This is a genomic window from Janthinobacterium kumbetense, from assembly GCF_023703445.1.
GTDB classification, from domain to species: Bacteria; Pseudomonadota; Gammaproteobacteria; order Burkholderiales; family Burkholderiaceae_D; genus Janthinobacterium; species Janthinobacterium kumbetense.
In genome coordinates this window covers 190539-213891 of record NZ_JAMQGR010000007.1, presented here as the reverse complement: position 1 = coordinate 213891, position 23353 = coordinate 190539, and the positions used below count along the sequence as shown (strand labels likewise).

The following is a 23353-nucleotide window of genomic DNA, read 5'->3' as shown; positions in this document are numbered from 1 at the left end:
TGCGCGATGGGCTGGCGAGACTACCTGGCATGGCAAGGGATGGGAATGACGGCAGCAGCAGTGGTATCACAGGCGGACCTGGCACATCGTCCGCAGTTTGGCTGGATCAATGGTTTGAAGGCAGGCGCGGCGCAGTTGATCGTGTTGCATCACCTGGCGTTTTACGGGCCCATGTCCGACTACGTGCAACCCCTGTGGCCCGAGCTGCTAGGCTGGCTGGGCGGTAGCGCGCGCATCGCCGTGCAAGTGTTCCTCGTCATCGGCGGCTTTCTCGTCGCCAAATCCCTGTCGCCCGCCGGCCGCCCCGGCATTGCCACGCCGCTGCAGGCGATCTGGCGCCGCTATGCCAAGCTGGCGCCGCCTTTCCTCGCAGCCACCTTGCTCGCGGCCATCGTCACGCCCGTGGCCGGCATCTGGATGCTGCACGATTCCATGTCGGCCGCCGTCACCCTGGGCCAGCTGAGTGCCCATGCCTTGCTGCTGCACGGCGTGCTCGGCTATGAGTCGCTGTCGGCCGGCGCCTGGTACGTGGCCATCGATTTTCAGCTGTACTTGCTGACGGTAGCGCTGCTGTGGCTGGGCGGCCGCCTGGCGGGCCAGCGGCGCGGGCATTGGCTGATGCCGCTGGCCGTCACCGTGGGCATCACCTTTTCCTTGCTGTATTTCAATCTCGACGCGGGCTGGGACAATTGGGCGCCGTATTTCTTCGGCAGCTACGGTCTCGGCATGCTGGCCTGGTGGGCCAGCGATCCGGCCCGCAAACCCGCTGCCATGAGCGCGCTCATGGCCCTGGCAGCCGTGCCCGTTCTGCTGGCCCTGGCTGTCGACTACCGCAGCCGCATCGCCCTGGCCCTGATCGTCGCCTGCGCCCTGTTCCTGTTCGGCCGCGCCCGCACGCCGTCCCAGGGCGGCGCCTGGAATGTCATCAACGCCCTCGGACGCATCTCGTATGCCGTGTTTCTCGTCCACTTTCCCGTCAGCCTGCTGGTCAATGCGCTGTTTATCAGCTATGTCCCGCTTGAGCCGGAGTGGCAGGCGCTGGGCATGCTGACGGCCTGGGGCGCCAGCCTGGCGGCCGGTGCCGCGTTTTACCGCTGGGTGGAGGTGCCGCTGGGGCGGGCGATGGGCAGCGTGGTGGCGCATCTGGCCGGGAGGTCGGCGTTGGTGTCGCGTTAAGGGTGGTGATGTAGCCGTCCCGATGGGGCCCTTGTTCGCGAAACAGGGCTGGCTGTTTCTATTATTTGTTACTACAATAAATAATGAGAATCACTTTTGATGCTGTCAAGCGTGAAAAGACGCTCAGGGAGTGTGGTCTCGACCTTGCGCGTGCGCGTGTAGTGTTTGACGGCCTCACCATTACGCTGCCGGACCAGCGCCAGGACTACGGCGAACCCCGCTTCATCACTGCAAGTTGGCTTGACGAGCGCCTGGTTGTACTGGTCTGGACGCCGCGTGGCCGGGCGCGCAGAATCATCAGCATGAGGAAGGCAAATGAACGCGAAATCGACAAATACAAGCAAAGCCTGGGCTGATCCGGACGATGCGCCTGAATTGACGGACGGTTTTTTCGAGCAGGGTGTCTGGCAAGTGGGCGATAAGCCCGTTTCCCGTCCCGAGGCGCGGCAGGAAGCGGTGCGCCGCCGCGGCAGACCCGCTGGCACTGGTGGCAAGGTCAGCACGACCATACGTTTCGATGCCGACATCCTCGAAGCCTTCAAGGCCACCGGCGATGGGTGGCAAACACGCATGAATGATGCGTTGAAGGAGTGGCTGCGGGCGCAGCGGGCGTAGTTTTTTTTTGCCAGTCTGGAATGAAATCGTGTGCCAATCGTGGTGAGTAACCTGGCCCCTTTGTCGTAGAAATTTTTCCTTGATCGAATTATTAAATTTTCATGAAATAAAAATTCGATCAAGTACTTTAAATGCATAATTTTAAGTTTCTATTGTCGTTTTCGATATTGGAAATTAAAAGCTGATGCATTTGGATCTACAACTTCAATTTTTTCTTCGGCGCGAAGTTTTTGAAGTGCTTTCTTTACCTTGTTAATGTCATCTTCCCCGCTAAGCTGTCTTGCTAGCTTATTTGTTACGATGGAATTTGGCGCGCTATTTAAGTACTGCAATACAACATCTTCAATGGATGCAATTCGTTGATGTCTCATGATAACTACAAATGCATTGCCTCTTTGCTCAAAAAAAGGCGCAACTAACCCGGCTTTAGCTAATTCATTTCGAACTGTGTCGAGGCCTTCTCCAATGTCATGATTCAGCGGATCTGGAAGATTGTGCAGCATCCGGACCAAGTTTGGATTTCTTGAAAAACGTTCATCGTAGAGATTTTCAATCGTCATGTAGCCAGGTAATACGCCAGGGCTAGAAATTTCAAGACGATTATCAAATATTCTAATGTGAATATCATCATTTAAGCTGTAGTCTCGATGGATAACAGCATTAACTAGAACCTCTTTAATTGCTTCCGCTGGATAGCGAAGAGAAACAAGTTTCTTTCCTTCATAATAAGATGATCCATCTAGTAGTTCGGAAACTTTCTCGATGGTCTTTAATATCAGTTCTTCTATGGGGCCATTTATTGTGGCTGGCATTTCTGCAAGATGCTCTCGTTTGTATTCAGCATCGGAGGTTCGGAGGCGATATACTTTAATGGCGCATCTGGTTTCTATGCTGGCCTGCGGCTCTTCATCGAAGAGTAATACGCAGCCAACATTTGGCACAAGTTTTTTTTCTTTTTCTATGAGTAGACGTTGTTTTCGCAGAAATTTTTCCATACCAAGTGCAGTTGGAGTTCTTTCTATGTACGAAGCCAGAACGCGGGATTCAATGATTTCTTGTAGATTTACAGACTCAACTCCAACACGTTCATATGGGGCTGAGCCTTTTGAATAGGCAAGACTTGTGATGCGTTCGCCTTTTATTTTAACTTTTCCGCCGTTTAATCGGATGAAACATTCACCTGTACCTGTGTAGTGAACTTTTGGACTCTTAGGTATGGATATGTGCAGGATGTGTCCTCCCGTTGAGGGTTGTAGGAATTCGATGTCTACGTTTTCAACGGAAGGTGTAGTTTGTTCTAGTAATACTGTAAGAATATTGTTTGCCTCTTCTTTTTGAGAAAAGGGTTGCAGTCGATTGCTCTTAAATTTCTTATCTTCGATGCCAATGTATAAGTCTCCGCCGTCGGCATTAGCAAATGCGACGAAAGACTCTTGAAGTTTGGATGGGAGTATTTGTTTTCCCTTGAGGTCAAAAAAATGATCCTCCTCGGTGGAGATAAGTTTGGAAAGTTCCTGCTGGGTAAGCTTTCTATCGTCTATCATCATATATTCTTGGAGTTCTGGCAAGCTTGCACTATACCTAAATTCGAGGCAAAAAGCCCATAGGTATACCGATCTATGTGCATTTGACTAGGTATAAAACAAAAAAGCCAACCGCGAACGGTTGGCTTCTTCATAGTATTTGGTAGGCCGTGCGGGATTCGAACCTGCGACCAACGGATTAAAAGTCCGCTGCTCTACCAGCTGAGCTAACGACCCAAAAACTTTTTACAACAACTTCGGTAACACTGTGCCGTAAAAAAATGCTTGCTATAACAACTCGCAAGCAGATCAGTACTGCGTATTCGTGGTAGGCCGTGCGGGATTCGAACCTGCGACCAACGGATTAAAAGTCCGCTGCTCTACCAGCTGAGCTAACGACCCGAAGAAGAAAGATTATAGGGGGTGCCCGGGATTCTGTCAAACCTAACGGGCAACTTTTTCCCCGCTTTTACTTTTTACCGCCCCGTTCCTTGGCCGCCTGGGCCGCGCTGGAGTCCGGGTAGCGCGAGATCAGGGCGTTCAGCGTCTTGGTCGCGTTCGGCTTGTCTTTCAGCTCCGTGTAGCAGCTGGCGATGTTGAGCATGGCGTCGGGCGCTTTCGGGCTGTCCGGGTAGTGTTTCAGCACGGCCTGCTGGGCCGTGATGGCGCTCTTGCAGTCGCGCTGGGCATAATAGGCGTTGCCCAGCCAGTATTGCGCGTTGGCCGCGTAGGCCGATTCCGGGTAGCGTTTCACGAAGCCGTCCAGGGCCGTCACGGCGCCCTTGTAATCGCCCGACTTGAACAGGCCGAACGCGGATTCGTACGCGCTTTGCTCGGACACGCCCACGGCCGCTTCCTGGCCGTCGATGGTGACCTGGCGCGGTTCGAGCTTGCGCAGGCGCGCATCGATATCGGTGTAGAAATCCTTCTGGCGCTTTTGCGTGTTTGCCAGGTCGTTGCCCAGCACTTCGATCTGGCCGCGCAGGCGGGCGATCTCTTGCATGGTCTGGTCGTGCTGGTTGAGCAGGCTCAAGGTGCTGGTCTTGTCCGCCTTGGCGTCGATGCGGCTGTTCAGGTCGCGCGCCATGGCGTCGACCTTGGCGCGCAGCTCGAGGATGGCCTTGCGTGCTTCGTCGTCATCGAACAGGGCGGCGTTGGCGTGCAGGGGCAGGTAGGCAAACGCGGCCATCAAGGCGGCGGCGACGCCGGCTTTCGAGAATGTCATCATGAGTCGGGCTTTCAAAAGTTACGCAAACATGCAAACGGGGCGCCGGGCGGTGAATCACCGCGCTGCGCCCCATTATTATGCCTATGACTGGCCAGTTAGGTAAGCGTCAATGCTGCCGCGCTCACCTCTGAACATCAATAAACGATGTCAGCGCGGCGGTTTTCTGCCCATGCTGCTTCGTTGCTGCCTTGAGCTTTAGGCTTTTCTTTGCCCAGCGACACGGCTTCCATTTGGCCTTCTGGCACGCCCAGGGCTGCCATCGACTTACGCACGGCTTCAGCACGTTTCTGGCCCAGGGCCAGGTTGTACTCAGCGCCACCGCGTTCATCGGTGTTACCTTGGATCAGGATCTTGCGGCTAGGCGTTTTCACCAGGTAGCCAGCGTGGTTTTGCACAACTGGGGTGTCCGCTTCGCGCACGACGTATTTGTCGAAGTCGAAGTAGATGCTGCGGTTAGCCAGCACGCCTTTTGGATCGTCCAGTGGATCGACCGATGCGGTCGTTACTGGCTGAACTTGACGGGTGTCAACTGGAGCGACGACTTTTTCAGGAGCGCGCTCAACCACTGGGGTCTCTGCTACTTTGACTGGGGTGCTGCAGGCGGACAGCAGGGCTGCGGTAGCGGCGATGAAAGCCAAACTTTTAAAGTTACTCATTTTTATTCTCCGGGTCATGGTTAAAGGTGAAACTGTACAGCATTTACTTCATAAAAGGACCCCAGGTGGGCTCCTTGATATTGCCAGCTTGCGTAGTCAAACGCTGTTTGACGCGGCCATCCACCGATACCACTGCCAGCGACTTGCGTCGTCCGGATTCGGTCGCGTACATGATATATTTCCCGTTGGGCGAAAAGCTCGGTGATTCGTCGTTGGCGGTGTCCGACAGGCGCAGTTCCTGGCCACTAGCCAGGTCGAGCGCGTAGAGCTGGAAATTGCCGTCGCGACGGGAAATATAAGCGAGTGTCTTCCCGTCGGACGAAATCCGCGGGCTGATGTTGTAGGAGCCGCCAAACGTCACGCGCTTGGCTTCGCCACCGCTGGTCGACATGCGGTAGATTTGTGGTCCGCCGCTGCGATCGCTGGTGAAATAAATGCTTTGGCCATCGGCCGAGAATTGGGGTTCCGTATCGATGCCGCTGCTGGTGCTGACGCGGCGCAAGCCGCTGCCGTCGGCATTGACGGTGTAGACCTGGGTGTGGCCGTCGCGCGACAGGGCCACGGCCAGGCGCGAGCCGTCCGGGCTCCAGCTCGGCGCCGAGTTGCTGCCTTTTTCATTCGACACGATGGTGCGCTGGCGCGTCACCAGGTTTTGCACGTAGACGATGGGCTTTTTCTTTTCGAACGACACATACGCGACCTTGGTGCCGTCCGGCGACCACGACGGCGAAATGATCGGCTCGTTCGAGCGCAGGGCGACCTGGATGCCTTCGCCATCGGCGTCGGCCACTTCCAGGCGGTATTCGCGGCCCGATTGCGTGACGTAGGCGATGCGGGTGGCGAACGCGCCTTTGACGCCCGTCAACTTTTCATAGATATCGTCGGCGATCTTATGCGCCAGCAAACGGTTGAACTGCGGCGCGGCCGCATTGTTCATGCTGGAGATCTGCGCGCCCTTGATGGTGTCGAACAGCTTGTAGCGCACGTCCAGGCGGCCATCGGCCATGCTTTGCACGGTGCCGGCCGCCAGCGCGTCGGCGCCGCGCGATTTCCACTGCTCGTAGCTGACGGGCGCCGTTTCCGACACGGGCGCATCGGCGTCGATCAGCTTGAACACGCCGCTGCGCGCCAGGTCGGCCTTGATAATGCCCGACAGCGACTGCGGCGCCGCCGATTCATTGACGAAACTGGCGACAGCCACCGGGATCTGGTTGCTGCCGATCCCCGTAATCTCCACGCGCAGCTGCGCCTGGGCGCCGGAGGCTCCCAGCATCAGGCCGGCGCAGAGCACGACATAGCTCATTTTTTTCATGGTCATCATTTAGGCAAATCCTTCATCTCGAATATGAGTTCAATCTCGCGTTCCACGGTGCCGTCTTTTTTCTTCGGCAGTGGCGACGATTTATTAATGGCGTTTTCCACCGAGCTGTCATACGCCGGCAGGCCGCTACTTTTAATCTTTCGGACCGAAATAATTTCCCCAGTTGGCAGTTGCTCGATCTTGAACACGGCGCGCGGGTTGCCCGGCACGTCCGTGCTACCGCTGTACGCGATATTGCTCTTGATCTTGCTCGTCAGGGCAGCGACATAGCCGCTGTCCTTGCGTGGCGCGGTCGCTTTCGCGGCCGTACCTGTTGTGCCTGCACCTGCAGCGCCCGTGATGCGGCGCATTTCCGCCTCACGCGCCTTGTCGGCGGCTTTTTTCTCTTCCGCCGCTTTTTTCGCCTTGGCCGCTTTTTCGGCCGCCGCTTTTTTATCGGACAGTTCTTTCTCGGCTTTTTCTTCCGCCGCTTTTTCTTTCTCTTTGGCTTGCTTGGCTTTCTCCAGCTTGTCGGCCTTTTCTTTTTCCAGCTTTTCAGCCTTGTCTTTTTCTTTTTGCTTCTGTTTTTCCAGTTCGCGCTTTTCTTCCTCGCGTTCCTTCAATTCCTGCTTGCGGCGTTCTTCCGCTGCCGCTTTGTCTTTTTCTTCCTTCAGCTTGGCCTTCTTGCGCTCGAGGGCGATCTCCGCCTCGCGCAGGTCGACCTTCGGCTCGGGCGCGGCCACGGGCGGCGGTGGCGGCGGGGCCGGCTGTTCCACTTGCGGTTCCGGCGGCGGCGCCGGTGTCGGTTCCGGTTCCGTCGCCACTTCGGGCGGCGGCGCGGCCGTCTGCACTTTCAGGTCCCATACTTCCGCTTCGACGGCGACAGGTTCCGTATTTTGCCAGTGTACGCCCACCCACAGGAAAAACAGCAGGCCAAGGTGCATCGCCAGCGCCAGGCCCAGCGAGGGCCAGCGGCTGCGTTCGCGCGGCACGCTGTAGGGCTTGCCGAGTACATGGTCGATTTGTTTGGTCTGCAAAGTCTAGTCTATCTAAAAACGGTCAAGTCTGGAAACAGGGTGCTGCGCTTACTTTGTGGCCAGGCCGACGCGGGTAATGCCCATTTTTTTTGCTTCCGAAATGAGCTGGATCACATCGTCGTACTTGCTTTCCTTGTCGCCCGCGATCATCACGGGATAGTCGGGATTGCTTTCGTGCAAACCGCGCAGCTTGCGCAGCAGGGCGTCGCGGTTCGGTTCCGTTTCCGGCGACAGCTGTTCCTTGCCGATGACGCCGATCGACAGCGAACCATTCGGCTTCAGCACGATCTGAATATAGTCATCGGGCGGTTTCGCCGACTTTTCCGCGTTGGGCAAGTTCACCACGCTGGGATTGTTCGACGACGGCATCACCATGAAAATGATCAGCAGCACCAGCATCACGTCGATATACGGCACGACGTTGATCTCGGACTTGAACTTGCGGCCACGACCACCGCGCATGCCGCCACTATTAAAGGAGGAACCCATGAAACTTGCTCCCTCTTAGCGCGACTGGCGCTGCAGGATGTTGGAGAATTCCTCGACGAAGCTCTCGAAGCGGATCGCCAGGCGGTCGATGTCATGCGAAAAACGGTTGTAGGCGACGACGGCGGGAATGGCCGCGAACAGGCCGATGGCGGTGGCGATCAGCGCTTCGGCAATGCCGGGCGCGACGGCGGCCAGGGTGGCTTGCTGCACGTTGGCCAGGCCGCGGAAGGCGTTCATGATGCCCCACACGGTACCGAGCAGGCCGATGTACGGCGAGACGGAGCCGACGGACGCGAGGAAGGCCAGGTGCGATTCGAGCACGTCCATTTCACGCTGGAAGGCGGCGCGCATGGCGCGGCGTGCGCCGTCGAGCACGGCGCCGACGTCCAGCGCTTCGCGCGAACCGTAGGAAGCCTTGCCCTTGATGAATTCGCCCATGCCGGCGTCGAAGATGCGGGCCAGCGCGCCGCTCTGGTCGCGGTTGCCGCTGGCGTTCTGGTGCAGCGCATGCAGGTTGCCGCCGGCCCAGAAGCTGCGTTCGAATTCGATGGTTTGCTTGCGCGCCTGGCGCACGGCAAACATCTTGCGGAAAATGTAGGTCCAGCTGGTCAGGGAAATCAGCAGCAGCAGGGCCATGATCAGTTGCACGATCAAATGGGCATTGGAGATGAGCGCGAGGAAAGAAAGATCTTGTGTAACGTTCATTGGCTGGCAGTCTGTTGGGTGAATTGTCCGGGGGTGGCGGGTAGGGCTCAGGCGGCGCGCATGCGGGCCGCGACTGCATCAGGCACGGCGCGCGGGCGCAGTGCCGAATCGACGCAGCCGATCTTGACGCGGGCCGTGTTGAGCAGGCGGTCGCCGCACCAGGCTTGTTGCAGGAAAACGATGGAGGCACGCCCCATTTTTTCTATGCTTAAGGTTAATCTTACCGTGTCATCGAGCCTGGCTGGCGCATGATAGTCGGCGTTGACGCTTTTGACAACGAACATCGCGTCATGCTGTTCCAGCAATGCCTGCTGGCCCACGTCGATGGCGCGCAGCCATTCGGTGCGCGCGCGCTCGAAGAATTTCAGGTAGTTAGCGTAATAGACGATGCCGCCGGCGTCGGTGTCTTCATAGTAGACACGTACGTTCCAGGTAAAGACTGAAGGCATGTTTATTGCGCCAGTAGTGAGATTGAGCAACATTTTACGCGATTTTTCTTCTTGTGACTGTGGGCGCTTGCTGGAAAGCCATGCAAAAGCTGCATATAAGTTGCACCGCAGCATTGTAAATCCGGCGTGTGCAATGGCAAGCTTCGTAACATACGCTTACATGCCATGGCCAGGTTTAAGCCCAGCTTAAAAGCCGCAGCCATCCCCGGGGCGGCCTGTGGCCGCGCCCGGGCGGCGATGGCGCGCGGCGATTATAGCCGCACGGTTGCATTCCTTGCTCAATTTGGGTACTTAACTTACAATTTGACTTCCATTACGTCTCACGTGACTGGCGAAAAGTCGGGCGATCTCCATGAATGGCGGTCGGCAAACCGGCGAAAGGTGGGCACCCACCGGGAAACGTGAGATTTTTCATCAGCCGTTCGCCTGGGTAGCCACTATGGAAAAGCACGAAGAGGCTGCCTGTCCAATGTTGTTATTCACTTAACGCCGGCTCCCCTCATTCGATCCAACCTGCCAGTACAAGCACCCTCATACTTGGAGTTTTTACATGTTTGCAAAAGATCACAACCTCGCCAACGTCGATCCTGAATTGTTCGCCGTCATTCAAAAAGAGAACACGCGCCAGCACGACCACATCGAACTGATCGCGTCGGAAAACTACACGTCGCCAGCCGTAATGGAAGCGCAAGGCTCGCAGCTGACGAACAAGTACGCCGAAGGCTACCCGGGCAAGCGTTACTACGGCGGCTGCGAATACGTCGACGTGGCCGAGCAACTGGCCATCGACCGCGTGAAACAGCTGTTTGGCGCCGAATGCGCGAACGTGCAGCCGAACTCCGGCTCGCAGGCGAACCAGGGCGTGTTCTTCGCCATGTTGAAACCAGGCGACCTGATCATGGGTATGTCGCTGGCCGAAGGCGGTCACCTGACCCACGGCATGCCGCTGAACATGTCCGGCAAATGGTTTGACGTCGTTTCCTACGGCTTGACGGCGGAAGAAGACATCGACTACGAGGCAATGGAGCGCCTGGCCCGCGAACGCAAGCCCAAGCTGATCATCGCCGGCGCGTCGGCATTCTCGAAAAAGATCGACTTCGAACGCTTCAGCAAGATCGCCAAGGAAGTGGGCGCCTACTTCATGGTCGACATGGCCCACTACGCCGGCCTGATCGCCGCCGGCCTGTACCCGAATCCGGTGCCGTTCGCCGACTTCGTCACCTCGACCACGCACAAATCGTTGCGCGGCCCGCGCGGCGGCATCATCCTGATGAAGGCCGAACACGAAAAAGCCATCAACTCGGCCATCTTCCCAGGTATCCAGGGCGGCCCGCTGATGCACGTCATCGCCGGCAAGGCCGTCGCCTTCAAGGAAGCGCTGAGCCCTGAATTCGTCGAATACCAGAAGCAAGTGATCAAGAACGCCGACGTGCTGGCGAAAACCCTGATCAAGCGCGGCTTGCGCATCGTTTCCGGCGGCACCGAATCGCACGTCATGCTGGTCGACCTGCGCGCCAAGAACCTGACGGGCAAGGAAGCCGAAGCCATCCTCGGTTCCGCGCACATCACCTGCAACAAGAACGGCATCCCGAACGACCCGCAAAAACCGTTCGTCACCTCGGGCATCCGCCTGGGCAGCCCGGCGATGACGACGCGCGGTTTCAAGGAAGCGCAAGCGGAAGAAGTGGGCAACCTGATCGCCGACGTGCTGGACAATCCGCATGACGCCGCCACCATCGAGCGCGTGAAAGCGGCCGTGAAAGTACTGGCCGACGCGCACCCAGTGTACGCAGCATAATTATTTGTCCAGAATGTGTCATACGGAGTAAGATTCTGTATGACACATTCCAGTCGTGCCCAAGGGCGCCCGGAGTGATTCGGGCGCCCTTTGTACAAGGGCGGCGATTTCCCGTAATTATTACTATAAAGTTGTAGCCAGCCCATGAAATGTCCATTTTGCCAGCACGGCGACACCCAGGTTCTCGATACGCGCGTATCGGAGGAAGGGGATGCCATTCGGCGCCGCCGCCGCTGCGGCAAATGCGACAAGCGTTTTACCACGTACGAACGCATTGAACTTATCATGCCGGCCGTCGTCAAAAAGAATGGCAGCCGGACGGAGTTCGCTGCGGATAAGTTGCGCGGCAGTTTGATGCTGGCCTTGCGTAAGCGTCCCGTCGCGGCCGCCTCTGTGGATACGGCCATCGCGTCCATCCAGGAAAAGCTGCTCACCAGCGGCTTGCGCGAAGTCGAATCCGGCTATATCGGCGAACTCGTCATGCAGGAACTCAAGCGCCTGGACAAGATCGCCTACATCCGCTTTGCCTCCGTCTACAAGAATTTCGAAGACCTGGCCGAGTTCCAGGACGCGATCGCCGAAGTGGGCCAGGCGCGCAAGCCCTGACGCTCACCCGGACATTCACTTTGCCGGCAACGGGGCCGCTCGTGCGCCCCGTGTTCACCATGCCAGCGCTTGCCTGGCAAGCGGTCTGATCAATCCCAACGCCGTTCTTCTCGACTTATCATCGTCCTGTTTGCGCTAGCGCAGACGCGGGTTTTTGCGCGCGCCTATCTTGTAGCTGGGCCGCCTGTTCCTGCGGCTCTTTCTGCGGAAGGGAGTAGCGCATGCGCAAGGGCGGTCGCACTATGTTTCCTGCGGATGGCAGCAGCCTCGTCGAAGTGCTGGTGTCGCTGCTGCTGTTGGCGCTGGGCCTGCTGGGCGCCAGCGTCCTGCAATTGAACGCCCTGCGCGCGCGCCACGAGTCGGCGCTGCTGTCGGCAGGCGTGCAACTGGCCGCCGGCATGGCCGAGCGCATGCGCGCGAATAACGTGCTCATGAATGGCCCCGATGCGGGCAATCCCTACCTGAACGTGGCATATGCGGCGGCGGACAGCGCCGAAGCTGGCGGTGGCGCGCCGGACTGTCTTGGCGCTGCCGCCTGCAGCGCGGCCGAACTGGCGCAATTCGACATCGCCGAATGGAAGCAAGGGCTGCATGCGGCCTTGCCCGGCGCGCGCCTGCGCATCTGCCGCGATCTTGCCGCGTGGGACGCCGCCGCCCAGGGCTTGCAGTGGGCGTGCAGCGGCGGCAAGGGCGCACCCATCGTCATCAAGCTGGGCTGGCGCGGCCGCCTGCCCGTTGGCTCGCCCGCCGTGAATGCGGCAGGCGAGTCGCTGCCCAGGCTGGCATTCCAGCTGGGCGGGGGCGGCGCATGAACGGCGGGCATCGTGGCATGAGCCTGATCGAATTGCTGGTGGCCCTGTCGCTCGGTGCACTGTTGATGCTGGCTGCCAGTAGCGTACTGCTGGCGGCCAGCGGCAGCTATGGCGACCAGTCCGCCAGCGCTCGCCTGGATGACAACGCCCGCTATGCGCTCGACACCATCGCCCGCGCCGTGCGCCAGACGGCGTATGTGAATTGGGACAGCAGCGCCGCGCCCGTCGCCCATGCCGTTTACGACAGCGCGAATGTCGCCGGGCTCGACGCGCGCAGCCTGGGCAAGAACAGCGACGGCATCAGCGGCGCGCTGCCTGGCGCCTTGCATGGCAGCGACGTGCTGGCCCTGCGCTATTACGGCGCCGGCAAGGAAGAGGGCGGCGACGGTTCCGTCCTCAATTGCGCCGGCTTCGGCGTGGGCGCCGCGCAAACGGAGGCGCAGCGGGGCTGGAGCATTTTCTACGTGGCGCAGGGCGCCGATGGCGAAGGCGAGCTGCGCTGCAAGTACCGGGGCGCGAACGGCTGGGGCGCGGACGCCGTCATCCGTGGCGTCGATGCTTTCCAGGTGCTGTATGGCCTCGACACGGATACGCCGCCTGACGGCGTGGCGAACCGCTATGTCAACGCCAGCGCGCTCGACGCCTACGATGCGGCGCTGCTGCTGGAAGGGGCGGACGCGGCCGCGCGTCAGCGCGATTTTCACCGGCGCACGCACTGGAAACGCGTGGCCAGCGTGCGCGTGGCACTGTTGCTGCACGGCGAGGCGGGACCGGCCGACAAGATGGCGGAACTGGGGCCGGCGCAGTTCGACCTGTTCGGCAAGGCGTATGCCGAGGCGCATGGCGCCGGCGACACGGGCGTGCGCATCGCGCGCGCATCGTTGCCTGCCGCGACGCGTTCGCGGCTGCGGCAACTGGTGCAGACGAGCATCATGCTGCGCAACGGGCCGGCCTAGGCGGGCGGCGCGATGGCTGGCGCGGGCGTCCGCTGTTGCGTGCCTTGGCGCCCACCTCGTGCGCGATGCGGCGGCGCCACCCTCGTGTATGTGCTGTGCCTGCTGGTGATCATCTTGTTGCTGGGCATATCGGCGGCGCAGATGGCCTTGCAGGGAGAAAAGGCGGCGCGCGGCGAGCGCGACCGGCAGATCGCGTTTCAGGCGGCGGAGGAGGCACTGGTGGATGCGCAAAACGATATCGAAGGCTTGCCCGGCGCGCCGGGACGCAGCAGCCTCTTCGCGCCAGGCAGTGCGGCCGGGTTCGCGGAGGGTTGTGGTGAGGGCGGCGCGCTGGGCCTGTGCCTGCCCGCAGCCCCGGAGGCGCCGGCCCTCTGGCTGAGTACGGACCTCGATGGCGCCGAAGCCAGCAGCCGCACCGTGCCATACGGCCAGTTTACGGGCGCCGTCATGCAGACGGGGCAGGGATTCCTGCCGTCGCGCCGACCCCGCTACCTGATCGAATTGCTGCCGTTTCACCCGCCCGGCGCGCAGGCCACGACAGTGGCCGGCGGTCTGGCCACGGAAAGCTATGTGTACCGCATCACGGCCATCGGTTTTGGCGCGCAGGAAAGCACGCAAGTCGTGCTGCAAAGCTATTACCGCAAGCAGGCGGCGGGAGCGGGGCCATGAGGGCGTCGTGGTTCATCTTGCCGCCCACTTTGCCGTCCACTTTGTGGCATGCTTTGCGGTCTGCCCGGCGGCATGCCGGCTGCGTCTGGCTGATGCTGTTGGCCTGTCTGGCCAGCCTCTGTTGCGGCGGCGCCCTTGCCGCCGCCGTCCCGCCGGTGACGCTGGCACGGGTCGACGCGGGCTTGCACGGCGCCAGGGTGCCGCCGAATCTGTTGCTCAACCTGTCCTTCACGCATGCGGCAGCCGCTGCCGCGCATGGCGGCGAGTATGCGCAGCAGCGCGAGTACGCAGGGTATTTTCATGCGCGCATGTGCTACAGCTATCCGTATCGCAACAAGGATGGCGTCATGCTGCCGGACTTGCGCGTAGCGACCGCTTACTTCTCCGTGCTGAAACCGGCCGATGCGCTGCACGGTTGCGGCGGCGATAGTTTCAGCGGCAACTTTCTCAACTGGGCCAGCACCAGCATGCTCGACCTCGTCCGCTATGCGCTGACGGGCGGCGACCGCGTCATCGACGAAGTGCGCAAGACGGTGCTGCAGCGCGCCCACCTGCCTGACGCCGACAGCCCCATCGACTTTTTTGCCCACCCCGTCTTTTTCCCGCGCAAGGTCTTGCAGGCCGGCGTGGCGGCGGCGACGCCATTTGCGCTGGCGCAACTGGCCATCGTTTCTTGCCGCAACCGCCTGCTGTTCGGCGACGCCAGCCTTGGCCAGTCTGCGGGCGGCACTTGCGATGCGCCTGGCCTTGCTGCTACGCACGGGGTGTTCCTCGCGCGCGTGCGCGTGTGCGACGCTGACGAGGGGCCGCTGCGCGACGACTTGTGCCTGGCGTATGGCAAGAACTACAAGCCGGTGGGCGCCGTGCAGCGCCATGGCGGCAGGGTGCGCGTGGGCGTGTTTGGCCATTTGAACGGCGTGCCCGCCAGCGCCGGCCCCGTGTATGGCGGCGTGCTGCGCGCGCCGCTGGCCCACGTGGGCAGGCAGCGCTGGACGGCGCCCGACTATTTGCCGCAAGACAATGCCGGCACCGAGTGGAATCCCGCCACCGGCGTATATATGGCCGAAGCTGCGGCCCAGGGCGTGGGCCTTGGCGGCGGGGTGACCGCTTACATCAATGGCCTGGGCCGTGGCAATGCGGGGCATCCTGGCGCGTACGCCAGGGCGGCGCCGCTGGCCGAATTGCTGTACGAATCGCTGCGCTACCTGCAGGGACGGCAAGCGAGCGCCCCGGTGCCGCCTGCCACGGCCCCGCCTGCCATCGACGACGGCATGCCGGTCGTGACCCAATGGAGCGACCCGCAAACGGCCAGTTGCCAGCGGCATATCGTCGTCAGCCTCGGCGATGCGGGCATGGCGGGCGACCGTTACGTGCCCGGCAATGTCCCGGTCACTCCTGCCGCATCCGGCGACCGCGCCCGCGCGCCGGACAGTTTTGCGCCGCCGCCGTTCGATGCGATGGCCTGGACGCATGCGGTGGGCAGCCTGGAAAGCGGCGGCATGCCCGGCAATCCCGCGCCACGGCCGGAGCTGGCGGCGCTGGAATTGCTGGCCGACGGGGCGAGTGGCGCCAGCTACCATGCGGCGGGCCTGGCCTACTGGTCGCATGTGCAGGCCCTGCGTCCCGGCGGCAAGAACGACGGCGGCGCAAAGGTCGAGCACTATGCGGGCGACTTGCGCCAGGGCGACCCGGCCGGCGAATCTGCTGCCACTCCCGCCTCTACCCCCTTGCTGCTGGCGTCCAAGTATGGCGGCTTTCTCGATGCGAATGGCGACGCCAACCCCTTCAAGAGCGCGACGGGCGGCGCGCTGGATGAATGGAGCCTGGACGGCCGCTGGCCCGGTCATTACTTGCCCGGCAGCGATCCGGCCGCCCTGATCGCGGGACTGCGCGCAGCCTTCGCGGCAGCCGATAAGGGCACCTTGCCGGCGGCGCTCGCAGGATCGGCCCTGATGGCGCTGGCCACCGGCACGGAAGAGGCATACTGGTTCCAGACGCAGCTGCGCCTGGCCGATGGCGGCATGACTGTGTCGCGCACCGCGTTTGCCGTGGGGGCCGATGGCGCATTGCTTCCCGGCAAGCCATGGTGGACTGTCGGCGGACAGGATAAGCCCGTGCCGGATGGCGCGCCCGCGTCCTTGCGTCCCGTCTACACGCTCGACGCCCAGGGCAGCCTGATGCCGCTGGCCTGGAACCGCCTCGACGCAGCGCAGCGCGGCGCATTCGACAGTGGCGATGGCCGGGGCGAGGCGCGCCTGGCGTACCTGCTGGGCCAGCGCACGCACGAGGTGGGCCAGCCAGGCGGTTTCCTGCGGCGCAGGTCAGGCAGCCTGGGCGCGGCGCCATACGGCAATCTCGTGTACGTGGGCGCGCCCGGGCTGGGCATGCCGGGCGCCGGCTATGGCTTGCACCGCCAGGCGCTGCTGCAGCGGCGCAAAATGCTGTACCTGGGCGCCAGCGACGGCTTGTTGCATGCCTTCGATGCGCGCACGGGCAGCGAATTGTTTGCCTATCTGCCGCAAGCGCTGCTGCACCTTGCGCCAGCCGCTGCAAGCACTCACTACAGCTCCGGCCCGCTGCTTGACGGCGCGGCGGCCACGGCGGAAGTGCTGGCGCTGGGACATTGGAAGACGGTGCTGGTGTCGGGCATGGGCGGCGGGGCGCAGGGCGTGTTTGCGCTCGACATCACCGACCCGGCCCGCTTCGCGCAAGACGGGGTGCTGTGGGAATTTACGGACCGCGACGACAGGCTGATGGGCAATGTGCGCGCGCCGCCCGCCTTCGCCCGCATCAATATGGGCGGCAAGGAGGGCGCGCCGGCCTACCGCGACTTTGCCATCGTCGCCAGCGGCTACAACAACCATGTGAACGATGGCAAGGACACGACGGCGCCCGCGTCGGCCGCCGCCATCTTCCTGCTGGCGCTGGACAAGGCGCCCGGCACGCCATGGGTGTTGGGAAGTAATTACTTCCGCCTCAAGGTGCCCGTGGCCAGCGGTGGTGGGGGCGGCCATGACGCTGATGCAGACGCGAACGTTGATGCGGATGTGGACGCCATGCCCCGGGCGCTGGGTCCGCCCGCCGTGGTGCCGGGCAGCGACGGCACGCTGGCGTATATGTATGCAGGCGATTTGCAGGGCAATATCTGGCGCCTCGACATGGCTGGCGGGCCGCCGTGGAAGGAGGGGCAGGGACGCAAGCTCGTCTTTGTCGCGCGCGATGCGCAGGGCCGGCGCCAGCCCGTGACGCAGCAACTGAGCGTGGCCTACGCGCCCGGCGGCGGCTATGTGCTGCTGTTCGGCACGGGCAAGCTGGTCGAAGCGGCCGATACCTGGCCTTCCGCCTTCCTGTCGCAGTCGTTTTATGCCGTGCACGACGATCTGCGGGAATCATCTTCCACGCGCAGCCGGGCCGACCTGGAGCAGCGCAGCCTGGGCGAGGCGGCGGGCGGCGTGCGCGTCGACGGCGCCGAATTGCGCTACACGGGCAGCGACGCCATGCGCGGCTGGTACCTCGATTTCCTCAATACCGCGCAGACGGGCGAACGCAGCATCAGCAGTCCCGTATTGGCCGCCGGCAAGGTGATCTTCAACACCGTTTTGCCTGGGCGCGATCCTTGCGCCAAGCCGGCCACGCGCCTGTACGTGCTCGATGTGCTGAGCGGCTTTGCCGCCGATGGCGCCGGTGTCGTGCAGGCGGGCGAGCAGACGGGGCGCTTGTTCGATGGCCTGGCGCGCGCGCCGCCGCTGGCGCTCGAACTGAACAGCACGGTTGGCGCCCCGACGGCGGCAGGGCGGGCCGAGGGGCGCAAGGAGCTGGCCGTGCTGCAACCGGGCTTGCCTGGCGCAGCCAGCGGGGCGGCGCTCAAGGTCGTCAGCGCGCCGCTGCCGGCCCGGCGCCTCAGCTGGCGTGAAGTGGCGAACTGGCGCGAATTGCACGAGGCGGCCAAGAAAAAATAGGCATGGCAAGGCTGGCGCAGCGTATCGGCAGGCGCTTTTTGGAAAGGGGGAAATCGCATGGGGACGTTGGCAAGGCGGCATTGGTGCACTGCAAACGGAGGCGCTCCTGCTGCCAACCCGCCGGGCTTCAGCCTGATCGAACTGCTGGCCGTGCTGGCGATCGTGAGCCTGCTGCTGGCGCTGGCCGCGCCCGCTTATCACGGCCATGTCGTGCGCGCCAAGCGGGTGCAGGGGCAGGCGGCCCTGCTGCGCCTGATGCAGCAACAGGAGCGCTATTATTCGCAAAACAATCACTATCTGGCCTTTTCCTCGGCGTCGCCCGCGCCGCAGGCGCAGCAGTTTCCCTGGTGGTCCGGCGAAGGACCGGCTGCCGGCAGCGCGTATGAAATCGAGGCGCTGGCCTGTCCCGGCGCGACTATCGGGCAATGCGTGCTGTTGCGGGCCATGCCGGGCACGGCCAAGGTCGATGCGCAATTCCAGGATGTCGATTGCGGCATCCTGTCCTTGAACAGCACGGGCCAGCGCGGCAGCAGCGGCCCCGCCAGCCATTGCTGGCCCTAGGTCATGGTTGCGCTGGCGCTGGCGCGGGCACGAGGCAGCGGGGATTCACTGTCATGCCGCCTTTCGCCTTCCTGCGGCCGGCCCTGGTTTGCCCGTTCGCGCAAGCAGCCACGCCGGGCGGGGCATACCTTGCTCGAATTGCTGGCCGTGCTGGCGATTGCCGCGCTGCTGGCGGCCGCCGCCATGCCCAGTCTGCAGCAGGTGCTGGCGCGCCAGCAGGTACGGGCGGCGGCCACGGACTTGTTCTCGGCCATCGAATTGACGCGGGCGCAGGCGATGGCGCGGGGGCAGCGCGTGCTGCTGATGCCGGCCGGACCCGGTGGCATGGATTGGCGCATGGGCTGGCTGGCATTCATCGACCGCAATGCCAACCTGGCGTTCGATGGCGATGACGAATTGCTGTTCCGCCAGGGGCCGCTGCCGGAGGGTATCACGGCCCAGTTCGCGTTTTCGACGGCCACGGCGCCGTTTTATATCGCCTACAATGGCGCAGGCCGCAGTTGCAGCGCGACCAATAGCCTGGCGGCGCGCTGGGGGACCTTGTCCCTGGCTTTGGGAAAGCAGGTGCGCCATATTAAAATCAATATGCTGGGCAGGGTGCGCGTGTGCGACCCGCAGCAGCAAGCGGCCAATTGCAGCGGCGTGGCCGACAGTTCGTAATCCGACTCATCTAATCCGACTCATTTATCACTCACTATCAAAGAAGCCCGTGGAAATACTCAACGATATCGATGGCATGCGCCTGGCGCTGGAATGGGCGGCGCGCGGTTTGTACACGACCTCGCCCAATCCCCGCATCGGCTGCGTGATCGTCAAGGATGGCCAGGTGATCGGCGCCGGCGTGACGCAGGCGGCCGGGCAGGATCATGCCGAGGTGCAAGCCTTGGCCAATGCGGCGGCGCGCGGCAACGATGTGCGCGGCGCCACGGCCTATGTCACCCTGGAGCCGTGCAACCACCATGGCCGCACGCCGCCATGCTCCGATGCGCTCGTGCGCGCGGGGCTGGGCCGCGTCGTGGCCGCCATGACGGATCCGAATCCGCTGGTGGCAGGGCAGGGGCTGGCCAAGCTGGAAGCGGCCGGCATTGCCGTCACGACGGATGTGCTGGCCGACGAGGCGCATGAAATGAATATCGGTTTCTTTTCGCGCATGCAGCGCGGCAAGCCGTGGGTGCGCTTGAAAACGGCGGCCAGCCTGGACGGCATGACGGCCTTGCACAATGGCCAGAGCCAGTGGATCACGGGGCCGGCAGCGCGCGCCGACGGCCACGCCTGGCGCGCGCGCGCCTGCGCCATCCTGACGGGCATCGGCACGGTCAAGGCGGACGACCCGCAACTGAACGTGCGCGCCGTCGAGACGCCGCGCCAGCCGCGCCGCATCGTCGTCGACAGCCGGCTCGACATCAGCCTCGACGCACGCATCCTGCAGGGCGGCGGCACGTGGATCGTGGCGGCCGTCGCCAATCCGGAGAAACAGGCGCAATTGCAGGCGCTGGGTGCCGAAGTCATCCTGTTGCCGAACGCGGCCGGCAAGGTCGACCTGGCCGCGCTGATGCTGGAACTGGGACGCCGGCAAATCAATGAAGTCCACGTCGAGGCAGGCGCCAAACTGAACGGTTCGCTGATCCGCGAAGGCTGCGTCGACGAGCTGCTGGTCTACCTGGCGCCCACCTTGCTGGGCGATGCGCAAGGCATGTTTGCCTTGCCCACCTTGACGGATATCAAGCAGCAGCGCACTTTGCAATTTCACCAGGTTCAGCAAGTGGGCGAAGATGTGCGTATCCTTGCAAGATTCGCCCAGCGTACTTAATAGATTTACACTTTTTATAAGGTTAGCTCCATGTTTACAGGAATTGTTGCCGCCATCGGCAAGATTGAAACCGTGCAACCGCTCGACGGTGGCCTCGATGCAGGCGTGCGCCTGAATATTCACGCGGGCGGTTTGCCGCTGGCCGACGTGGCCCTGGGCGATTCGATCGCCATCAATGGCGCGTGCATGACGGTGGTGGAAAAGTCGGACACGGGTTTTGCCGTCGATGTCTCGCGTGAAAGCCTCAATTGCACCGTGGGCCTCGATACCACCACGGAAGTGAACCTGGAAAAAGCCCTGACCCTGGCCGAGCGCCTGGGCGGCCACCTGGTGTCCGGCCATGTCGACGGCCTGGGCATCGTGCGCAAGTTCGAAGCCGTGGGCGAATCGTGGGAACTGGTGATCGAAGCGCCGCACGAACTGGCGAAATACCTGGCCTTCAAGGGTTCCGTCGTCGTCAATGGCGTGTCGTTGACCGTCAACCGCGTGGAAGACCTGGGCGCGGGCGCCGTTAACGGCTGCCGCTTCTCGATCAACCTGATCCCGCACACGATCGCCATGACGACCTTGAAACACTTGACGGTCGATGGCAAGGTCAACCTGGAAATCGACCTGATCGCCCGCTATGTCGAGCGCATGCTGTCGCTGGACAAGGCCGCCGCCTGATATAAGAACTGAACAGGGCAACACAGCCGCCTTGCCAGGCGTGTGTTGCTTTTCTTGCAGACGCGCATACTATGAAGCTTTCCGCAGTGGAGGCTAGCCATGAACCCGATTTCGCGCGCAACCGTGCCCAACACCATCCCGGCCACGTCCCGCGTGGGCGCAACGGCACCTCTGGCGCCGGCGCAGCCCGTGCCGGCATCCGGCGCGGCGGCTGCCCTTGCAATACTTTCCTCGACGCAGGTAGACATCTCCCCGCTGGGCCAGTTCCTGTCCGGCGTGGCCTTGTCGCGCCGGCAACTGCTGGCCTTGCAGGGCGCCACGGAAGAGGCCAGGGCGGCCAATACCCCTGTGAATGTCAATGAAGACTTGCTGGCGCTGGCGCGGCAACTGACGGAATCGTTTGCCCAGCTGCAAACGAGCGGCATCGACGCCAGCCAGCTCGCGACGGCCGGCGACACGCCGGGCAGCCTGGCGCAGCGCTACGATTTATTGTCGGGCGACGGCACGACGGATGTGGCCACGGCGCTGGCGCAGGACGGCAGCTTGCTCACGCAGGCACAACTGACCCGCATCGGCATCGACTTGCGCAATGAAGATGTCGATGCGGCAACGTTGCAAGCCGCGTATGCGGCCGACAGCAATGCCACCCTGGACGCCTTGCAACAGGGAACGGAGGTGCTGGCGCAAGTGGGCGCCGTGCTGGCCCGGCAGCAGGGCGCGCCGCTGGCGGCCGGTGTCGAAGCGGATTTGACGGGGGAAACACTGCCGTCCGGCGTCGTGCAGGCGTCGCAGGCCGCGCAGCAGTCCGTCGACACGGCGCCGCCGCAGACGGCGGCCATTGCACAGCGGCAACTGGAACTGCAGCAGCAACTGGAAGCGGAAGAACTGAACCTGGACTTGCAGGAACTGCGGCCCCAGCCGCCAGCGCAACAGGCCGACAATGCAGCGGACTTGCTGCAGACGCAGCGCACGGACAACCTGCGCGTCGATGCCCAGCGCCTGGACGCCGAACGCATGAATACCGATCAGCAGGCGCAGCAGCAGGACGCTGCGCGCGTGGACGAGCTGCGCCAGGGGCAAGTACGGCAGCAGGGCTTGCAGCCGCAGGCGCAAGCGGCGGCGGACGATGCGGTACGGACGCAGCTGGCCGGAAGCGACGTGCAGATGGCGGCCCAGGCGGCATCCGATCGTGCGCAATCGCTGGCGCGCGCAGCGCAGGGGCAAGCCGATGCGGGCCTGGCGACGGCGCAAGCCCAGCTGGCCCAGCAAAATGCGCAGGCGCAAGAGCTGGCCGCGCAAGCCGCGGGCATGGCCGTGCCGCCGCCGTCGTCGCAAGACCCGTCCGTGGCGGCGGCCATCGCCGCGTATAACCTGAACAATGCAGCCCTGAATCCCGGCTTGATGAACCGGTCATTGCCGGCCAGCGACTCGCGCCTGCCGCTGGTGGCGCCCGTCGCTGCCGTGGAGCCCGTCAAGCCCGTGACGAAAATCTAGGGTTGCAGGGTAGCGTCCAGCGTGATATTGGCTTTGAGCAGCTTCGACACGGGGCAGCCGGCCTTGGCCTTGGCCGTCAATTCTTCGAATTGAGCCTGGCTGGCGCCGGGGATCTTCGCTTTCAGGATCAAATGAACGGCCGTGATGGCAAAGCCGTCGTCCACCTTGTCGAGGGTCACTTCGGCCGTGGTTTCCATCTTTTCCGCCGTCAGGCCCGCTTCGCCAAGGATCAGCGACAGGGCCATGGTGAAGCAACCCGCGTGGGCGGCGCCGATCAGTTCCTCGGGATTCGTGCCCGGCTTGCCTTCGAAGCGGCTGGCAAAGCCGTAGGGGTATTCCTGCAAGGCGCCGCTGCGCGTGCTGATGGCGCCCTTGCCATCCTTGATGCCGCCTGACCAGATGGCCGATCCGTTGGTTTTCATAGTGCCGCTCCTGTGTGGGGTGTCGCTGCGAATGGGGCGTCAGCGCCGTGGCGGTGACGGGTCGATCTTATGCTCTTTGCAAGGCCGGCGGCGCGCGTCTTGCCGCCGCCGTGTGCGCTGGATCAGGGAATTGGCGCTTTGCGGGGCAGGCGGTGGCATCCGTGCCGCAAAGCTGTCTTATTTCAGGTCTGCAAGCGCTAAATCCTTTAAAATAGCAGGTTATAAGAAAATTCCCGGAAATTCGCGGAATTTTCGCGCTCGATATTTCAGTTTTTAGTTTCATTAACAACGCCAGGCAAAACCGTCGCGAGCGGAAGGAAGAGGTGGCTGAGAAGCGCAACCGTACGAAGGTACGGTGAGCATCGCAAGCCGCCTATACCGACGCGCAGCAGGTTTTGCCAGGTGTCTTCAGAGGATGAATA

The 23353-nt window shown here is 62.3% G+C and carries 23 protein-coding genes, 2 tRNA genes and 1 riboswitch; of the genes, 14 read left to right on the top strand and 11 right to left on the bottom strand.

The genetic code is table 11. From position 1 onward, the window contains the following. The first annotated feature begins 45 nt into the window (after nucleotides 1-45). The 3 genes from NCG91_RS19820 to NCG91_RS19810 all read left to right on the top strand — a co-directional run bounded on the left by NCG91_RS19820 (nucleotide 46) and on the right by NCG91_RS19810 (nucleotide 1791). Nucleotides 46-1176, top strand: coding sequence for an acyltransferase family protein (locus NCG91_RS19820; protein WP_251350901.1), 1131 nt, complete (start codon nucleotides 46-48; stop codon nucleotides 1174-1176). 83 nt (nucleotides 1177-1259) lie between these two features. Beyond that, complete coding sequence (locus NCG91_RS19815; RefSeq protein ID WP_251350900.1) at nucleotides 1260-1532, top strand: BrnT family toxin; 273 nt, start codon at nucleotides 1260-1262, stop codon at nucleotides 1530-1532. Continuing rightward, nucleotides 1492-1791 carry a BrnA antitoxin family protein gene (locus NCG91_RS19810; protein ID WP_251350899.1) on the top strand — a complete coding sequence of 100 codons (300 nt, stop codon included), beginning with the start codon at nucleotides 1492-1494 and terminating at the stop codon, nucleotides 1789-1791. The genes NCG91_RS19815 and NCG91_RS19810 overlap by 41 nt, the downstream gene beginning before the upstream one ends. A 149-nt stretch (nucleotides 1792-1940) precedes the next feature. On the opposite strand, the gene NCG91_RS19805 is transcribed toward NCG91_RS19810, so the two are convergent. The 10 genes from NCG91_RS19805 to ybgC all read right to left on the bottom strand — a co-directional run bounded on the left by NCG91_RS19805 (nucleotide 1941) and on the right by ybgC (nucleotide 9178). Then, a complete protein-coding gene (locus tag NCG91_RS19805; RefSeq protein WP_251350898.1) occupies nucleotides 1941-3338 on the bottom strand; it encodes an ATP-binding protein in 1398 nt (465 codons plus the stop codon). Between the two features lie 137 nt (nucleotides 3339-3475). Beyond that, nucleotides 3476-3551 (bottom strand) — tRNA-Lys (locus NCG91_RS19800). 89 nt (nucleotides 3552-3640) lie between these two features. After that, nucleotides 3641-3716: transfer RNA gene (locus NCG91_RS19795), tRNA-Lys, on the bottom strand. A 67-nt stretch (nucleotides 3717-3783) separates the two neighbouring features. Then, on the bottom strand, nucleotides 3784-4542 hold the full coding sequence (gene ybgF / locus NCG91_RS19790) for a tol-pal system protein YbgF (RefSeq protein WP_099664974.1): 759 nt from the start codon (nucleotides 4540-4542) through the stop codon (nucleotides 3784-3786). Nucleotides 4543-4676: 134 nt separating this feature from the next. Continuing rightward, nucleotides 4677-5198, bottom strand: coding sequence for a peptidoglycan-associated lipoprotein Pal (pal, locus tag NCG91_RS19785; RefSeq protein ID WP_034786578.1), 522 nt, complete (start codon nucleotides 5196-5198; stop codon nucleotides 4677-4679). Nucleotides 5199-5241: 43 nt separating this feature from the next. After that, nucleotides 5242-6510: a Tol-Pal system beta propeller repeat protein TolB gene (tolB, locus tag NCG91_RS19780; RefSeq protein ID WP_369811619.1), complete on the bottom strand. Its 1269-nt coding sequence runs from the start codon at nucleotides 6508-6510 to the stop codon at nucleotides 5242-5244. Between the two features lie 5 nt (nucleotides 6511-6515). Continuing rightward, nucleotides 6516-7535 (bottom strand): cell envelope integrity protein TolA, encoded by a 1020-nt coding sequence (gene tolA / locus NCG91_RS19775; protein WP_251350897.1) that lies wholly within the window; start codon nucleotides 7533-7535, stop codon nucleotides 6516-6518. Nucleotides 7536-7583: 48 nt separating this feature from the next. Continuing rightward, the gene (locus tag NCG91_RS19770) at nucleotides 7584-8024 is read right to left on the bottom strand and encodes an ExbD/TolR family protein (protein WP_223278896.1); all 441 of its coding nucleotides are present in this window, start codon (nucleotides 8022-8024) and stop codon (nucleotides 7584-7586) included. Nucleotides 8025-8039: 15 nt separating this feature from the next. Beyond that, entirely contained in the window at nucleotides 8040-8729 is a 690-nt protein-coding gene (gene tolQ, locus NCG91_RS19765) for a protein TolQ (protein WP_034759183.1), read from the bottom strand. 47 nt (nucleotides 8730-8776) lie between these two features. Next, on the bottom strand, nucleotides 8777-9178 hold the full coding sequence (gene ybgC, locus NCG91_RS19760) for a tol-pal system-associated acyl-CoA thioesterase (RefSeq protein ID WP_099387060.1): 402 nt from the start codon (nucleotides 9176-9178) through the stop codon (nucleotides 8777-8779). 314 nt (nucleotides 9179-9492) lie between these two features. Continuing rightward, nucleotides 9493-9617, top strand: a riboswitch (ZMP/ZTP riboswitch). 111 nt (nucleotides 9618-9728) lie between these two features. Between ybgC and glyA the strand changes: the two genes are divergently transcribed. From glyA to NCG91_RS19705, 11 genes are all read left to right on the top strand, one after another. Beyond that, nucleotides 9729-10976 carry a serine hydroxymethyltransferase gene (gene glyA / locus NCG91_RS19755; protein ID WP_034786580.1) on the top strand — a complete coding sequence of 416 codons (1248 nt, stop codon included), beginning with the start codon at nucleotides 9729-9731 and terminating at the stop codon, nucleotides 10974-10976. A gap of 144 nt (nucleotides 10977-11120) precedes the next feature. Then, nucleotides 11121-11582, top strand: a complete 462-nt coding sequence (gene nrdR, locus NCG91_RS19750; RefSeq protein ID WP_077401309.1) for a transcriptional regulator NrdR — start codon at nucleotides 11121-11123, stop codon at nucleotides 11580-11582. Nucleotides 11583-11803: 221 nt separating this feature from the next. Then, on the top strand, nucleotides 11804-12394 hold the full coding sequence (gene pilV / locus NCG91_RS19745; protein ID WP_251350896.1) for a type IV pilus modification protein PilV: 591 nt from the start codon (nucleotides 11804-11806) through the stop codon (nucleotides 12392-12394). Further along, a complete protein-coding gene (locus NCG91_RS19740) occupies nucleotides 12391-13350 on the top strand; it encodes a PilW family protein (protein WP_354004630.1) in 960 nt (319 codons plus the stop codon). The genes pilV and NCG91_RS19740 overlap by 4 nt, the downstream gene beginning before the upstream one ends. A gap of 39 nt (nucleotides 13351-13389) precedes the next feature. Continuing rightward, nucleotides 13390-14019, top strand: a complete 630-nt coding sequence (locus tag NCG91_RS19735; protein ID WP_251350894.1) for a pilus assembly PilX family protein — start codon at nucleotides 13390-13392, stop codon at nucleotides 14017-14019. Nucleotides 14020-14111: 92 nt separating this feature from the next. Further along, nucleotides 14112-17978, top strand: coding sequence for a PilC/PilY family type IV pilus protein (locus NCG91_RS19730; RefSeq protein ID WP_251350893.1), 3867 nt, complete (start codon nucleotides 14112-14114; stop codon nucleotides 17976-17978). 57 nt (nucleotides 17979-18035) lie between these two features. Beyond that, nucleotides 18036-18539 (top strand): type IV pilin protein, encoded by a 504-nt coding sequence (locus NCG91_RS19725; RefSeq protein ID WP_251350892.1) that lies wholly within the window; start codon nucleotides 18036-18038, stop codon nucleotides 18537-18539. Between the two features lie 48 nt (nucleotides 18540-18587). Then, entirely contained in the window at nucleotides 18588-19199 is a 612-nt protein-coding gene (locus NCG91_RS19720) for a GspH/FimT family protein (protein WP_435526502.1), read from the top strand. A 76-nt stretch (nucleotides 19200-19275) separates the two neighbouring features. Next, entirely contained in the window at nucleotides 19276-20349 is a 1074-nt protein-coding gene (gene ribD / locus NCG91_RS19715) for a bifunctional diaminohydroxyphosphoribosylaminopyrimidine deaminase/5-amino-6-(5-phosphoribosylamino)uracil reductase RibD (protein ID WP_285817183.1), read from the top strand. A 30-nt stretch (nucleotides 20350-20379) separates the two neighbouring features. After that, on the top strand, nucleotides 20380-21015 hold the full coding sequence (locus NCG91_RS19710) for a riboflavin synthase (protein WP_034786589.1): 636 nt from the start codon (nucleotides 20380-20382) through the stop codon (nucleotides 21013-21015). 99 nt (nucleotides 21016-21114) lie between these two features. Then, complete coding sequence (locus NCG91_RS19705) at nucleotides 21115-22509, top strand: hypothetical protein (RefSeq protein WP_251350889.1); 1395 nt, start codon at nucleotides 21115-21117, stop codon at nucleotides 22507-22509. Here the strand turns inward: NCG91_RS19705 and NCG91_RS19700 are convergent. Beyond that, nucleotides 22506-22931, bottom strand: a complete 426-nt coding sequence (locus NCG91_RS19700; protein WP_251350888.1) for an OsmC family protein — start codon at nucleotides 22929-22931, stop codon at nucleotides 22506-22508. The two genes, NCG91_RS19705 and NCG91_RS19700, sit on opposite strands and share 4 nt — an antisense overlap. Nucleotides 22932-23353: the final 422 nt, after the last annotated feature.